A 15515-nucleotide genomic window follows, 5' to 3' on the forward strand; every position below is an offset into this window, starting at 1 on the left:
CTTATATGGCCTCATCTTTCTGTATTGGAAGCTCTACAACAAATCTGCATCCACCATATTCACGGTTTTCTGCTTTGATTGTTCCTCCGGCACTATCTACAATCCGTTTTACAAGTGCAAGACCTAGGCCATTTCCTTCTGCTTTATGAGAACCGTCTGCCTGATAAAATTTATCAAATATTCTGGATTTTACATCATCCTCTATTCCTGGTCCTTCATCTTCCAGAATGAACTTAACAGAATCCTGTTCTTGTTTCAGAAACATCGTAATTGTCCCCTTTGAAGGGCTGAACTTAATCGCATTATCCAAAAGATTAATCCAGATATGCATAAAAAGTCCTTCATTCCCAGTATATTTAACTTCCTCCAATTCTACCTGAAAACCAAGTTCTTTTTCTGTCCATTTTGTTTCCAATGAAAGAAATGCCTGGCGGATCTGTTCATCCAGACGATATTCTGTTTTTTTCATTGGTATATTCTGATTCTCTAACTTGGATAACAGCAAAATATTACCAACCAATCCGGAAAGTCTTTGGGTGTTAAATAAGATTTTTTCTACATATTCCTCTTGATCCGGAGACAGTTCTTCTCCCTGAAGCAGCATTGTATATCCTTCAATGGCATTAATCGGGGTCTTAAACTCATGAGAAACATTAGATACAAAATCCATCTGCAGCACCTCTGTTGCACGAAGTTCTTTTGTCATAACGTTAAAACTTTGATAAGATTCTCCAACTTCTGCTATACGGCCGTTCGTTTCCAAATGCTGTTCAAAATCTCCCCGAGAAACTTCCTTCATTGCTTTACTAAGTCTGGTAATTGGTTCCAGTAACTTTGCATTGATAAAAGAAGTGATCAGCCCTGCAATCAATGTATTGAAAATCAAAAGCCAGCCAAGCACAGATATGCTGCCCGGCAGATGAAAAAAATGATTCAAAAAAGCAAATAATAAAGCAGATATGACTGTTGAAAATACAAGTGCCAGCCAGATTGCACCAGTCAGACAGGATCGGATCCGCAATCCTTTTTTTTTCTTTTGTTCCATTATTTTTTCACCACCTTGTATCCAATTCCACGCATTGTTACGATTTCAAAATCCGGGTTATCTTTAAAACGCTCTCTGATTCTTCCTATATGTACCTCTATTGTATGTGGGTCTGCCTCCGTCTCGTATCCCCATACTTCATCCATCAACTGTTGTTTTGTAAATGTTCTGCCTGGCGAAGCTGCAAGCTTATATAAAAGCAGGAATTCTTTTTTAGGCAAAACAAGCCTTTCCTTATCAGTTGTAACCGTCATTGCATCATAATCAAACTCTGTTGAACCGATCACAATTTTGTGTTCATTCAGTATCTGTGCACGGCGAAGCAGTGCTCCGACTCTTAAAACCATTTCATTCACATTTACCGGTTTTACCATATAATCGTCACTTCCCGAAAGAAATCCCTGGCGCATATCATCAAAGGAACCTTTCGCAGTGATCATAAGCACTGGTATCTGATATCCTGCTGAACGAAGTTCTGACACCAGTTCATAGCCATCCATAACCGGCATCATAATATCAGAAATGATCAGATCAATATATTCCTTATCCAATACTTCTAATGCCTGTGCTCCATCCGATGCACTTTTGACTTGATATCCATTCTTCTCAAGCACTTTTTGGAATAGCTGGCTTAATTCTTTATCATCTTCTACAATCAATATTTGAAACACGTTTTCTTTCCTCCTTATTAAAACAGATACCTTGCCCATCCAAGCAGATGCTGTACCAAAAATATTTTTCTCTGACGTTTCTTTGTTAATTCGATTGGCTCTACATGATATGGATCATTATAAGTTCCGCCTTCTAATATCTGGCGGGACACTTTTTCATATTCCACCATGCTCTCTTCCAACTGTTTATTAATATCTTTACTGCGAATTACAAGCATCAGTTCCGTATCCAGATATGCACTTCTCATGTCCATATTAAAGGAACCGATTACAGACAGATCATCGTCAATCAGAATACTTTTTCCGTGGTATGAATAACCGCCTTCATATTCCCAGATATTAATTCCTGTACTTAAGATTCTATTTCTGTTTTTCGCATAATCGGCAGCCCCAAATGGATTCCCATTATTCGCAACTGAATTTGTCATGATAGAAAAATCTGAAACGTTCTCTGCAATCTCCTCCCATGTATTATACATCATATCATTGCAGATAATATATGGCGTGTGGATCTTCACACGATTTTTTGCATTTTTCATCAATTCTCCCAACTGATACCACACTACCGGTTCTTTGGAACCTGTGTGAATAGGATTTGACACTAATGCAATCTTTTCTGTCTCAAAAGTTTCGTCCGTGTAATCGGTATCGCAGATTCTTTCCTTATTCTCTTCAAAATATTTCTGATAGCCGTTCTGCAGCTCTAAAACTGCGTTCTTTACAGATTTTCTATTTGCCAGTTTTTTATTGTCATGAAAATAACCACTGTCTTCTTGTTCCCATATCGTTTCAAAATACTCTAACAACTGGTTAACTGAATTTTCTTTCTCAGGTTCATCGCAAACCACTAACACGTCTCTGTCATAGTTCTTATGTCCCGGAAAATCACCCAGGAAATAATTGTATGTATTTCTTCCCCCAAGAATATATCTCTTTCCATCTGCAATCAAATATTTATCATGCATTCTACCCATCATCTTCCATGGTTTCAACGGATTGGCCTTATTATACAGTTTAATTTCAACATTCTCATGGGAAGATAATCCATAGAAATACGGATTTCCTTCCATATCAATCCAGCTCTCCATTCCATCTACTAACAGACGAATATGTACACCTCTGTCTGCCGCATCATGCAATGCTCCTAAAATCAATTTTCCACTTTCATCGGATTGAAATGCAAAAGTAGAAAGAATAATTTCCTTTTTTGCATTCTTGATCAAACGCACTCTTTGTAAAAGCGCTTCTGGATTCTTTTCTATGATTACTGCCCGTTCTGTATTTTCACTGCATTCGTTCCATGACCCATTTTTTGTTTCTTTTTTGGTTGTATTGGACACTTCCGGCTGCTTTTTATATGCAACGCAGATTCCGAGCAATTCATAAAAAGCCACACATAAAAAAATTGCCAGTATAACAAGAAGGATTTTACATATTTTATACTTTTTCATTGTACATCACCTGATTCCTTTTTATTTCATACTTATACAATACAAAGTCAATCTCAATTTAACCTCAACAAAATTTATTTTTCATAAAAAAATATGACAGGCTTCTTTTTAAAGAAACAGTCATATTTTTATTCTAATATATGAAGGAGCTTTTCTTACTCCGTTGTATTAATCACTATTTTATTTCTTCCATAAGCTGTCGGATTTTTCTCAATGTACACCGTGTAACTTCCAGGTCATCTTCTTGTATATTCGATATGATTTTTTCATAAGCTTCTATCATTTTTTCTTTCTGACAATTGCTTAATTCAATTGCCTTGTTCGTCAAAACAAGGTACGTTCTTTCTTTTTTTTCATCTAATTTCCAGATAATATATCCTTTATTTTCAAGACTTTTTACCATCTTAGATGTTTCTGGAATCGATAATTTCATGTATTCTGCCACTTCTGAAAGATATACTCCTTCATGACAGTCTGATTTTTCAACACATTCCTTTATACTATAAAGGAACAAATAATCTGTTCTTTCGACAAATTCAAATATGCTTTCAACATTAATGCTCTTTAAAAAAAACTCCTCTGCACTGGTTCCTGCTCCCATATTATCGTTCCTCTCTTTCTATATATTCTTTTTTGCTGACTAGACTCTTATATGCCGGGCGAATGATCTTATCTGTAGTTATCAATTCTTCCAGGCGATGTGCACTCCAACCAGCAATTCTTGCTATCGCAAATAATGGTGTGTACAATTCTCTTGGAATATTCAACATGTCATACACAAAACCACTATAGAAATCTATATTAGGACTTACTCCTTTGAATATCTGACGCTGCTTTGCAATCAACTTAGGTGCAATCTTCTCAATATTGTTATAAAGGGTCATATCTTTCTCACGTCCTTTATCCCTTGCGAGTTGTTCTACAAAGCCTTTGAACACCCTTTCTCTCGGATCGGAAATAGAATATACAGCATGTCCCATTCCATAAATAAGTCCTTTCTGATCAAACGCCTCTTTCTTCAAAATTTTACTCAGATATGATGCAATTTCCTCTTCGTCTTCATAATCTTTCACATGACTTTTAATATCATCCATCATATTCATTACCATCAGATTTGCACCGCCATGTTTTTTTCCTTTTAAGGATGACATTGCTGCTGAAATAACAGAATAAGTATCTGAACCTGAAGATGTTACTACCCGTGTAGTGAATGTAGAATTGTTACCACCACCATGTTCCATATGTAACAATAATGCTATATCCAGTACTCTTGCTTCCAGTTCTGTGAATTTTGTATCTGGTCTTAATAGGCGCAGGAAATTTTCAGCAATAGATAAATCTTTTTCAGGTCTATGAATATACATACTTTCGTTTTTTTCATAATGACAATAAGCATGGTATGCATATACTGCTAACATAGGAAATACTGCGATCAACTGCATACTCTGCCTTAGCACATTCGGAATTTCAAGACTTTCTTTCTCCTTATCGTAAGAGCCCAATGTAAGAATACTTCGAGTCATAGAACCCATAATATCTGATGTAGGTGCTTTCATAATGACATCTCTGGTAAAGTTAGTCGGTAGTTCCATACAATCAGATAGTCTTCCCTGAAATTCCATTAACTGTGTATCAGTTGGCAATTCTCCGAATAAAAGAAGATATGCTCCTTCTTCAAAGACAAACCTTTTTCCTTTACTTCCTGTTACTAAATCTTTTATATTATAACCACGATAAGATAACTCGCCATCACATGGACTCTTTACTCCATCACGATATTCAAAAGCTTTTATATCAGAAATATTTGTAAGCCCCGTCAACACACCTTGCCCTTTTTCATCTCGTAAGCCTCTTTTTACACCATACTCTGAATACAGATTCTTACTAATGCTATCATTTTGTTCACAAAAAATTGCTTGCTGTTTCATATAATTTTCCAAATTGCTCATTTGAATCGCTCCTTTCATTCTGTTACGAACTTACATACTATACTCAGATATTCTTGTTTCCAGAGCATTCAGCATTGTCTGTTCTTTTTCTTATTCATTAGCAATACAATACAATGGAAAACTCAATTTAACCTCAACAAGGTTTGTTTTTTCATCCATGCAAAATCTTCTTTGTACAACAGACTGTTAGATATAGCAAAAACGGCCTTTCAAAAACAGTTAACTTCTAAATCAACTGTTTTTTGAAAGGTCGTTTCATCAGATTCTTATAGCAATCCAGCAAATAATCTCATAAATAATTGTCCCAGTCGCAAATATGCACTTCGTCCGGTTTGATATTGGTCTGTCACATCACGACATTCTCCCATCGTTCTTATCAGATCATTTTTTATTTCCACAACTGCCTGACAATCTGCCATAAAACAGCCGTTTTCAAAATGGTGATATAAACTTCGATAATCCAGATTAATTGTTCCACAAGTTGCCATACAGTCATCTGCCACACTCATTTTTGCATGACAGAAACCAGGAGTCCACTCATAAACACGAACACCATGTTTAACTAATCCATGATAAAAAGAACGAGTTATATTATAAATGAATTTTTTATCAGGGATACCAGGTGTGATAATTCTTACGTCTACCCCTCGCTTAGCAGCCAGACATAACGCATGCGTCATTTCATCTGTTATGATTAGATATGGAGTCATAAACCAACAATAATTTTCAGCTTTATTTATCATACTGATATAAACTTCTTCTCCTACCTGCTCATTATCCATAGGGCTGTCTGCATAAGGTTGAACAAACCCAGTTTGCTGTGCCGCATAATCATAGTGGAAAAGGTATTTACTAAAATCAGGATCATTAGCATCCTTAGCACTTACTGCATTCCACATTTCCAAAAATGTCACCGTAAGCGACTGAACAGCATCTCCTTCTAAACGAATACCTGTATCTTTCCACTGTCCATACGGGTGTGTGTAATTAAAATATTCGTTTGCTAGATTATATCCACCTGTAAATCCGACTTTTCCATCAATAACTGTTATTTTTCTATGATCACGATTGTTCAAAAACAGATTTAAACCTGGCATAAACGGATTGAATACACGGCAATGAATTCCTATTGCCTCCATCTTTTTCACAAAATCTGTGTTAATAAAGCCTATAGAACCCATATCATCGTAGAATACTCTAACTTCCACACCTGCTTTTACTCGCTCTTCCAGAACATCTTGAATCTTATGCCATGCTTCAGCGTCTTCTATCGCATGATATTCCATAAAGATAAACTTCTGTGCTTTCTCCAAATCCTTAAGCTGTGCCTCTAATCCTTTCACTGCTTCATCAAAATACACAACATCCGTATTCTGATAGATTGGATACTGCGAATTTCTTTGTATGTAACTTGCTATATTTCCTGCTTTCGGAATTGTTTCTTTTATTCTGCTCAAACACTCCTGACTGTCCGGAAGCATTGGTAACAATTTGCTATCAATTTCTGCATATCGCTCACGCATTTTATGTGTGCCACCATTCAAACCAATCAGCAAATACAGGCCTACACCCATAATTGGAAAAATTAGAATTAAGATGACCCAAGGCATTTTCATAGAGGATGTCTTATTTGATGCGTACAATCCCAAAACCAAGATCCCACTCAAAATCCTTGTAAATAAATTTATGATTTCTGCATATTCATTCAAGCGTGTTACGATAGTAATAATAAAAATCACTTCCAGAAGAATGCAGATTATGGAAAAACACAGCCGTTTTACCCCATTTTTTGTTTTTGCTTTGCCCTCTAAAGTATCTTGTTTCATATATCTTCCACCTTCCTACTTGCTCAGTTTTCTCCCTAAATTTCGTGGAACATACCAATTTTGTCTTTTATTCTCTGCATTTCATTATCTGCTTCAATGATAGCTCTTGCAGAATGAAGTAATTCTTCACTTATCTCATCATAGCCAGGCATTTCTTCAATTCCTTTTTTATAGCGAAGTTGATGTTCCAATGTTGCCCAGAAATCCATACCATTGGTTCGAATCTGTAATTCTACACGCATAGGTGTTTTACCCTTAGCAAAAAAAACTGGTATTTCAACAATCATATGATAGCTTCTATAACCATTCGATTTTGGATTTTTTATATAATCTTTTATTTCAATAACTTTAATATCATCCTGTTGGGTAATCAAATCTGATATCATATAAATATCGTCAATAAACGCACAAACTATTCTAACGCCTGCTACATCATTGAGATATGTCTGTATATTTTCTGTTGTAAATTCATATCCCATCTTCTGCAGTTTATCGTAAATACTATTGGGCTGCTTAATTCTTGTTTTTATAAAAGAAATAGGATTTCGATTGTTCTCAACTGAAAATTCATCATCCAAAACCTCAAGTTTAGTTTGTATCTCCCGAATAGCACAACGATACATCATCATTAAATTATAAAATTTTGTAGCATTATTTAAAAACTGTAGTGATTCCGGACTGTTCATCCTGAGTTTTTTTACTTCATCTTTTGTCATGGAACTTTCCTTTCTACCTCATCACTGATTTCAAAACATTATTTATTTTGATAGTTGATTCGTTCTCCTTGAATTACTGGATAACAAATCATTTTATCACTATCCAGATTTTCTATATGCATATCTACTGCACTGATCTGATGGTTTTCATAAGTATTGTAATAATACCATCCTTATGGCAGACAGTGGTTACGAAAGTTTTAATACCTTTGCACCCCTGGTCCGGAAGAGAATGTATTTCGTTATCCGCATGAAGGATATCAACAGTAATGGTATCCTTTCCGCTTATGATTTGCCTGACAGCAAATTCGATACTCATATAAGAACAACACTTACCAGACGCCATACGAAAGAAACACTGGGGAATCATAACACCTATACCATACTTCAGCCTTCTACCGATTTTGATTTTCTTGATGAAAACTGCATGTATTACGATATTGAATTCCGTATTGTACGTATTCGCCTTGATAATGGAACCTATATCTGTATTGCCACCAATCTTTCAGAAGAAGAATTTCCTCTGGAAGAAATCAATAAACTTTACCGGATGCGCTGGAGCGAGGAAACAAGCTTCCGTGAACTCAAATACACCATCGGTCTGATTAACTGACACAGCAGCAAGTATGATGGAATCCTTCAGGAAATCAATGCCCGTATGATTCTGTATAATTTCTGTGAATTAGTGACTTCTCACGCTGTGGTAAAAACATCTAAAAATAACCAAACACGTCTATAAAATTAATTTCGCCATCGCAGTAAACATATGCAGGGCATATCTCAAACACGGTGGTAACGAAACAGAGACCATGCTTCTCATACAAAAGTATCTGACACCTGTCAGGTACAATCGAAAATATCCTATCTACCTCCGTCCAAAGAGAAATAGGGATTTCATGCATCGGGTTGCATAAAACTCGTTACCATTATACTCCATTATGAGGCAGATATGCAATCTGTCTTTTCGTCATACACAAAAATATCCTACGGCAAATACTCTATCAGCTTTTATCCTAAAATCATAAATATCAAATTCAGTTAATTTTTTGCTAAACGAATCAATATAATAATATTTTCCAGGAATGAATTTCACGCCTGATAAATCTATCTCTTTTACCTTATAATCTTTACCCATCTTTTCTACCTCACAAAATCCGACCATATCAACAATTATTATAACATGTCTACCACTGGCCATGCACTTGAAAAAAAAGGACGCAGAATCTCTCCCACGCCCTTACATCTATCTGGATTTATCTTCTCTTACCTTCGCTGTTTCCTTATGTGCTGCCTCCTGCTTCACCTCATCCACACTTCTAGCCTCAAATGCATCTGCATTATACTGATACTCCTGCGGCTCAGCGACCATCGGTGAATATACAATCTCTGCATCTACTCGCTCAGCTTCTGCCCTCTCTGGCTCTGTCTGTTCCTGCTTCTTCTCATTCTCCATATGCCTTTCCTTATCAAGCTGCACATTCATAGCCAGATTATCCAGCTTGTCAATAGATGCATCCAAATGAAGTTCCATTGATACAAGCATCTTTTTCACTGCTTTCATCGGAGCAAGTACTGCCTTTGTAATGGGATGTTTCTGCTTTTTCTGAGAATAATCCACCTCCGACTTGTCAGCAAAAGTACGGAATGCATTGGCTGCTGTCTGCCCGGCTTCACGAAATCCTTTTGCAAGAAGTGCTGTCTTTTCTATATCCTTATCCGTGGTCTTGATTGCACCTCTTACATTCTCTCGGATATCAAGAAGCCTTTTCTTAATTCCTAAGAACTCCGACAGCCTGTATAATACAGCTCTTCCCTTTGCCTTTGCTTCATCAACTATGCTCTTTGCTGTAGATTTGACCTGTGCTTTCACTTCCAATACCTGCGACTTTATCTGCTCACATCTGGCATTAAGTTGCTCCTGTGCTTCCGACAATGCCTTTATAGCATTATTGACAAGTGTATCTTCCTGCATTTCTTTGATCTGATTCTGCATATTGGTGAGTTCTTCCGTCATGGAATCAATCTTTTTCTCCAGTCCATCCACATAGCTGCATATCTCAAATACATCGTTTGCCTGCTCTTTCATGGCATTTTTCTTTAGTAATTCGAGAAGTTCCCTTATAACATCCTCATTGGTAAGTGTTTTTCCTGCTTCCATATCCATTCTGTTTCCTCCATTCTGTAAGTGGGGCAGCCATGGCCGCCCCTGTACCCTGATTACTAATTATCGAAAGGGTGTAGCCTCTTTGTCCTTCTCTTTATCGGGATTGCCATGATTTTTCTCGGCACTCTCCCTCGCCTTTTCGTTGCTCTTATCCTTTGCTTTCTCATATTCCGAGATAATCTCATTATAGAGTTTTTCCCTGAAATCCTTTGTAACCGGATAGCAAACATCCTGATAGATTGGCTTGCCCTGCTCATCTACCTGCTTTGTCTTATAAGATGGCATTGATACAAAGATTTTCTCTTTGCCCTGTACGATATTGATGTTATTTACAATGAAACTGTTTTCAAAATAAATGCGGGCAAGTCCCTTGATGTTACTGCCTTCCCTCTCATAAGGTGTCACAGTTACGGAAAACTCCGGCATTTCAAAGGAACCTTTGGTTCCTTGTGTTCTGTCCTGCATCTGTGTCTCCTCTTTCTCCGGTTCTTTGATTCTTGCATAGGCATCAAGAATATTGGTATAGAGTTCCTCACGAAACTCTGCTGTGATAGGATTGCACACATCCTTATAGATCACGCCATTGCTTTCATCACGCTCATTGGAGCGGTATCTTGGCATTGATACGAAAAGTTCTCCCTTAGCATTTGCCTTTACATCAAGGTTATAGGAAATGTTCTTGGCATCGTGACTACCAAAATTTTTCATCACAACTGCCCCGCCTCCGACAAATACAATCGGTGTAGTCTTTAAGTTATACCCAAACTCACGGATTGAGTTATATACCTTATCAACAAAATCCTCTATCTCTGCCTTAATAATGGCAAAGTATTCATCATCAATATCTGACCTGCCATATCGCATGATGTTCTGTATCTCTGACTCGTCTACCTCTCCGTTAAGCTGTCTTACACACTGCTCATTGATAGAACGCATACAGGTAATAAGACCTTTTGGAATCGTCACACACTTTGATTCATCCGGTGACTTGTTGATAACCGGCATAATGTCGATTGTCCAGCTTCCAATATCTACTATCAGCGTTTTCTTTACCATTGTAGGAATCTTGTCCACTACTGCTGCATAACACTGAGGGAATACTGCCACATCATCAATTTCAATATGATATGGCTCATTCTCATATTTGAAGCTTACACGCTTATTCTTTGTCAGATACTTGATAAAATCATTCTTCTCTGCACCAAACCTCGTAAGCGGAAGTCCTACAGCAAGGAATACCTTTGCCTCTGCAAGACCTCTTCTTTTAAGTTCCTTAGCAACTGCTGCAAGTGTGAGAAGATAAAAGCTGTCATCTTCGACCTTGGTATCCTTTACTTCCTGCCTCACAGTTCCAACCTTATAGAACTTTCCTTCATACTCAAGTACATCGCCAAACAATGCTGGAGTTGTTGTAATCTCCTTAACACCTGTGACAAATACCTGAGAGATTGTTTTCATCATTGACCAGCCATGATCAATGCCGATTACTTCTAACTTGTTATTCATGTTCCTTTCACTCCTTTTCTGTATTGTCTGCATTATTGTTTTGCAAAATTTCATATAATTACCCACACCCTTTCAAGTGCTCAGTTTTGTCAGATGCAGGAATATCATCAGACCTGCCATAAAAATGCTTTCTCATTAATTCCTCATACAGTTCATCACTCTCTGCCTTAACTTTCATAAGACAGTAGAGAACCACTGTACTAATAATGATTACGAACCAAATTAACACTTTGCCCATTCATCCACTCCTCTCAAATAAAAAGAGGACCAAACCAGCTGATGGAGTATTCCATCTCAAGTGCTAATTTAGTCCTCACTAAATGTTTTTGATATAAAATTGTACCTAATCTAAGCACACAGATTCACTCTCAGACTGATTGTGGACATCTGTGATACTGACTTGGATTTTCGGTTTAATATTGCAGCGCTGCCCTATCTTTACCGCTAAAATGGTATAAAAATAAGGACTAAATTAGGCATAACCCCTTGATTTTACTGGGTTTCATCTAACTTGGTCCTATTATAACTCAAACACCGTTTTCCCATCTACTTACAGCCTGTGGTGTTACACCAATATGTAATGCCAATTCTTCCTGTGTCAAACCAATCTGCTTTCTAATTATTTTTATATTGTTTCCTATTAAATTCATATTTTATCACTACTGTCTGACAGCTTTCTCCTCTTAATTTTTCGGTACCGTGACTAAAATATAACACTGAAAATTTATAATATCAAACAATACGATATTTATGAAAAACAATTAAGCATTGATTTTAACATATGAAATGATTTGCTGTTATAAATTTTCCAAATAAAGATTTGCTTCTTCTCTTGATTTAAAAATCACAACTTCTTTATCTTTGTATTTTTCAAGAAGCTGATATATTTCAGGGAGACTTTCATCTGAAAATTCCTGAATCCATTGTTTGAATTCTCCCTCAAATGTTTCCTCAGTTTCCACCCAAGGCATATCTTCTCTTTTTGTACCTATTCTTGATTTTACGCTCTCTAAGCATACTTTTGTCGGCAAATCGAATAGTATTATCAGGTCACATTCTTTCATTCTGACTTCCAAAGTTCTTTGATAGTTTCCATCGATTATCCATTGACTTTTAACAAGTATTTCCTTTAATTTTTTGTCAAATTCTTCTGATGAAATTGTAGTTCTGTCCGGTTTATGTTTTATCATATCTAAGTAAAACAATGGCAAATCTGTTTTGTCTCGTAATTTTCTTGCAAAGGTGCTTTTCCCTGAACCGGGACTGCCAATTATCATTATTTTGGTGTGCATTTTGAATCTCCCTAAAATCTAATTTATTTTTTATATATTATTTTTCTCAGTGCCGGTCCACAATACTGATGCGGCACAAGTTTGAATCCCTGCTTTATGTAAAATTGTTCTTTACCTGCCTCTGCTAACAATTGTACGCTCACTCTACTTCCATCATACATATTTCTTTCAATATAATTTAAAATAGAGTTTATTATTGCCGTTCCTATTTTCTTGCCCTGATATTCAGGTCTTACCACAATATCTACAATGGTGAAATATATGCCATCGCCCACAACTCTTCCCATACCAATTGCATTTTCATTTTCATTATCATAAATCACAATTGAGTAATAAGATTTTTTGAGTGCTTTCTGTGCCTGTACCTTGCTCCAGTTATTCCATCCAACTGATTCTCTAAGGTTGTAATATGTTTCATAATCCAATTGATTTTCTTTTATTGTATATTTCATAAATGCTCCAATTTTTCTATTTACCAGCTAAAATATCTGCAAATTTATTTTCAAGGAAAAATCTATAATCCGGTGCCAACAAACTATTAGCAAACTCATCTCGAATAGTTTTCTGTAACCATTCTTTTCTCTTTTTTATAAATTCATCATATCGGCAAATTGTTATTAAGCCTTCCTGTTCAGCCTTTATTATTTCATAATATGCATCTGAAACATATTCGCAATGTTCCACTTTTGTTGGTCGATCTGAAATATATGCATTAGGAATTTGAATATTTAACTCTTTGTATGTTGATATACTGTCGCATGAATATATATATCCTTTAACTCCACTATACGTTTCTTTCAATGCATTTGGATAATATTCTTCCAGGCACAACCTACCATCTTTATCAAATCCATACGGTCCCCATTTATGCCAGAAGCCCTCAAACTTAAAATGCTTTTCCTTACAAAATTTTTCAATAGCATTGCTTAAATACACCAATACATTCTCTCTTTTGTCTGAAAAGTAAATTAAAGGAATATTGTGATTTGATATATTTGGTTTTAAAATTTTTATATTTTTCGTCTGTGATGCATGAAAAAAAGTCATTGTTCCTCCGTTTTTATTATTTTCTCTTACCTACAAATTATATTCCCTAATGGCTTCCAACGTTCTCCTTGCTGCCAGTTCATTCTCATCTATTTTTTCAAAAGTTTCCTTATCCACCCACTTGTAATCTATTGTTTCACCCTCCTGCAAAACAACCGAGTTTTTGTCGAAATCAGACACACATAAATATATAATGTAAAGGGAATGATGACCGTCATGTACAACTCGTGTAATTTCCTTCATTTTATCAGCGTTCAAGCCTGTTTCTTCTTTCAATTCCCTAATTGCTGCTTCTAATCCGTTTTCGCCTTGCAAAGCAGAGCCTCCAGCTGTAACTTCCCATTCACCACCATGATGTTTGCGTAAATCACGTTGCATTAACAAATATGAACCGTCTGTATGTTTTACTATTACTTCGCTAACCAAATGATAAATACCATCCGGGATTGTTTCTCCTCTAACTAAAGTCGTATTTTCTATTTTATTAAATTTTTTATCATATGCATCCCATAATTCGGCCATAATAATCTCCTTACACAATACATCTTATCTCTGCACATGTTTCCATATATTTGATGTACTAACAAAATATAATCTATATATATTCAATTGGCAAAGCTATCAGGTTTTCTCTTAAATATGTTTTTTTATCTATCAGACAAAGAATAATTCCCATACCTCTTTTTTTATCAGGTATCTTGTCAAGGACCTGATTTGTGGCTCCCATAATAGCCTTTGGATTACCTGACATTTTTATTTCAACAGGATATAATACTCCATTCTCTTCGATAATTAAATCTATTTCATTTTCTCCTGTTTTTCTTTTGTCCTTACCTCTATAGTAATAAATATTGAAACGATAATCTTTACCTTCATTAGAATACGTTTTTAAGATTTCAGAAATAACAAATGTTTCAAACATATTTCCGGCTACTGCCGAATTCTTTAGTGCATCAGCTGTCAACCATCTTGTCAGATAACAGGCAAGTCCTGTGTCCCTAAAATATATTTTTGGTGTTTTTATAGCTCTGTTTAATGCGCTTGCACTATATGGCTGTAACAAATAAACTATCCCTGTTCTTTCTAAAATTGATATCCATTTTTTTACAGTCATTTCACTTATACCTATGTCACTTGCAATATTTGCATAATTAAGTAGCTCACCTGTTCGGGCTGCAACAGCCGTTAAAAATTTTGTAAATGTAATACTGTCAGTAGCAATCAACTCATTTATGTCTCTTTCTAAATATGTTGATACATAAGATGAATAAAACTCCTGCCAATCTCGATCTATATCGTATAATTCAGGATATGAACCCTTATGAATAATTTCCCATACGTTATCATATTTCTTTAATTCTGTTTCACGCTCTTTCAAATAATCCTCTGTAGGCACAAAATGTTTATTAAATTTTATCTTTTTAATTTCACGCATGGACAAACCTGAAAGTTCAAAAATTGATACTCTGCCAGCCAGTGATTCGCTAATTCCCTTCATAAGTTCTAATTTTTGAGAACCCGACAATATGAACTGTCCTCTTTCATCAGATTCATCTACTATTTGTTTAATCTCTTCCAGAATTGCGCCCTCTTTCTGTACTTCATCAATAAAGAGAGGACATGGGTTATTCAAAAAGAATAATTTAGGTTCTTCTTTAGCTTGTATTCTAGTTAATCTATCGTCAAAATTAGTTCTATTGTATTCTGAAAATTCATGTTTAATTAATGTTGATTTTCCAACCTGTCTTGCACCAACGACTAAAGTACATTTACTTTTTTGTACTCTATCTTTAAGAATTGGTGAAATGTTTCTTTCAATATATGACATTTTGATCCTCCATATAAACA

Annotated in this window: 18 protein-coding genes and 1 pseudogene; 1 reads left to right on the forward strand and 18 read right to left on the reverse strand. The window is 35.8% G+C overall.

Translation table 11 applies throughout. From position 1 onward, the window contains the following. Position 1: 1 nt before the first annotated feature. From NQ558_RS11195 to NQ558_RS11230, 8 genes and pseudogenes are all read right to left on the reverse strand, one after another. Positions 2-1045, reverse strand: a complete 1044-nt coding sequence (locus tag NQ558_RS11195; RefSeq protein WP_005360239.1) for a sensor histidine kinase — start codon at positions 1043-1045, stop codon at positions 2-4. After that, the gene (locus NQ558_RS11200) at positions 1045-1755 is read right to left on the reverse strand and encodes a response regulator transcription factor (protein WP_005360238.1); all 711 of its coding nucleotides are present in this window, start codon (positions 1753-1755) and stop codon (positions 1045-1047) included. The genes NQ558_RS11195 and NQ558_RS11200 overlap by 1 nt, the downstream gene beginning before the upstream one ends. After that, a complete protein-coding gene (locus NQ558_RS11205; RefSeq protein WP_005360236.1) occupies positions 1734-3167 on the reverse strand; it encodes a phospholipase D family protein in 1434 nt (477 codons plus the stop codon). The genes NQ558_RS11200 and NQ558_RS11205 overlap by 22 nt, the downstream gene beginning before the upstream one ends. Positions 3168-3342: 175 nt before the next feature. Beyond that, a complete protein-coding gene (locus NQ558_RS11210) occupies positions 3343-3768 on the reverse strand; it encodes a MarR family winged helix-turn-helix transcriptional regulator (RefSeq protein ID WP_005360235.1) in 426 nt (141 codons plus the stop codon). 1 nt (position 3769) lies between these two features. Further along, positions 3770-5116 (reverse strand): citrate/2-methylcitrate synthase, encoded by a 1347-nt coding sequence (locus NQ558_RS11215; RefSeq protein WP_040446296.1) that lies wholly within the window; start codon positions 5114-5116, stop codon positions 3770-3772. A gap of 266 nt (positions 5117-5382) precedes the next feature. Beyond that, positions 5383-6942 (reverse strand): cardiolipin synthase, encoded by a 1560-nt coding sequence (gene cls / locus NQ558_RS11220; RefSeq protein ID WP_005360233.1) that lies wholly within the window; start codon positions 6940-6942, stop codon positions 5383-5385. Positions 6943-6977: 35 nt separating this feature from the next. Continuing rightward, positions 6978-7628: a GTP pyrophosphokinase gene (locus NQ558_RS11225; RefSeq protein WP_459539769.1), complete on the reverse strand. Its 651-nt coding sequence runs from the start codon at positions 7626-7628 to the stop codon at positions 6978-6980. Between the two features lie 68 nt (positions 7629-7696). Continuing rightward, positions 7697-7831: pseudogene (locus NQ558_RS11230) on the reverse strand (linear amide C-N hydrolase); the annotation flags it as partial. A gap of 2 nt (positions 7832-7833) precedes the next feature. On the opposite strand from NQ558_RS11230, the gene NQ558_RS11235 reads away from it, so the two are divergent. Next, complete coding sequence (locus NQ558_RS11235; protein WP_005360231.1) at positions 7834-8271, forward strand: transposase; 438 nt, start codon at positions 7834-7836, stop codon at positions 8269-8271. Between the two features lie 354 nt (positions 8272-8625). Here NQ558_RS11235 and NQ558_RS11240 read toward each other — a convergent pair whose 3' ends face one another. The 10 genes from NQ558_RS11240 to NQ558_RS11290 all read right to left on the reverse strand — a co-directional run bounded on the left by NQ558_RS11240 (position 8626) and on the right by NQ558_RS11290 (position 15495). Further along, on the reverse strand, positions 8626-8856 hold the full coding sequence (locus NQ558_RS11240) for a hypothetical protein (protein ID WP_005360230.1): 231 nt from the start codon (positions 8854-8856) through the stop codon (positions 8626-8628). Positions 8857-8901: 45 nt separating this feature from the next. Continuing rightward, positions 8902-9822, reverse strand: a complete 921-nt coding sequence (locus NQ558_RS11245) for a DUF6674 family protein (protein ID WP_005360227.1) — start codon at positions 9820-9822, stop codon at positions 8902-8904. 60 nt (positions 9823-9882) lie between these two features. Next, positions 9883-11328, reverse strand: coding sequence for a septation protein SpoVG family protein (locus NQ558_RS13250; protein WP_117970501.1), 1446 nt, complete (start codon positions 11326-11328; stop codon positions 9883-9885). A gap of 58 nt (positions 11329-11386) precedes the next feature. Continuing rightward, a complete protein-coding gene (locus tag NQ558_RS11260; protein ID WP_005360223.1) occupies positions 11387-11566 on the reverse strand; it encodes a hypothetical protein in 180 nt (59 codons plus the stop codon). 289 nt (positions 11567-11855) lie between these two features. Beyond that, entirely contained in the window at positions 11856-11978 is a 123-nt protein-coding gene (locus NQ558_RS11265; RefSeq protein WP_005360221.1) for a helix-turn-helix transcriptional regulator, read from the reverse strand. 147 nt (positions 11979-12125) lie between these two features. Next, positions 12126-12620, reverse strand: coding sequence for a P-loop NTPase family protein (locus NQ558_RS11270; RefSeq protein ID WP_005360219.1), 495 nt, complete (start codon positions 12618-12620; stop codon positions 12126-12128). A 23-nt stretch (positions 12621-12643) separates the two neighbouring features. Then, positions 12644-13072 carry a GNAT family N-acetyltransferase gene (locus tag NQ558_RS11275; protein WP_005360218.1) on the reverse strand — a complete coding sequence of 143 codons (429 nt, stop codon included), beginning with the start codon at positions 13070-13072 and terminating at the stop codon, positions 12644-12646. 16 nt (positions 13073-13088) lie between these two features. Then, a complete protein-coding gene (locus tag NQ558_RS11280) occupies positions 13089-13667 on the reverse strand; it encodes a hypothetical protein (RefSeq protein WP_005360217.1) in 579 nt (192 codons plus the stop codon). Positions 13668-13697: 30 nt separating this feature from the next. Continuing rightward, positions 13698-14189 carry an NUDIX hydrolase gene (locus tag NQ558_RS11285; RefSeq protein WP_005360215.1) on the reverse strand — a complete coding sequence of 164 codons (492 nt, stop codon included), beginning with the start codon at positions 14187-14189 and terminating at the stop codon, positions 13698-13700. 73 nt (positions 14190-14262) lie between these two features. Then, positions 14263-15495 carry an ATP-binding protein gene (locus NQ558_RS11290; RefSeq protein ID WP_005360214.1) on the reverse strand — a complete coding sequence of 411 codons (1233 nt, stop codon included), beginning with the start codon at positions 15493-15495 and terminating at the stop codon, positions 14263-14265. Positions 15496-15515 lie beyond the last annotated feature (20 nt).

Origin of the sequence: Eubacterium ventriosum (assembly GCF_025150745.1) — a bacterium.
Taxonomy (GTDB): domain Bacteria; phylum Bacillota; class Clostridia; order Lachnospirales; family Lachnospiraceae; genus Eubacterium_G; species Eubacterium_G ventriosum.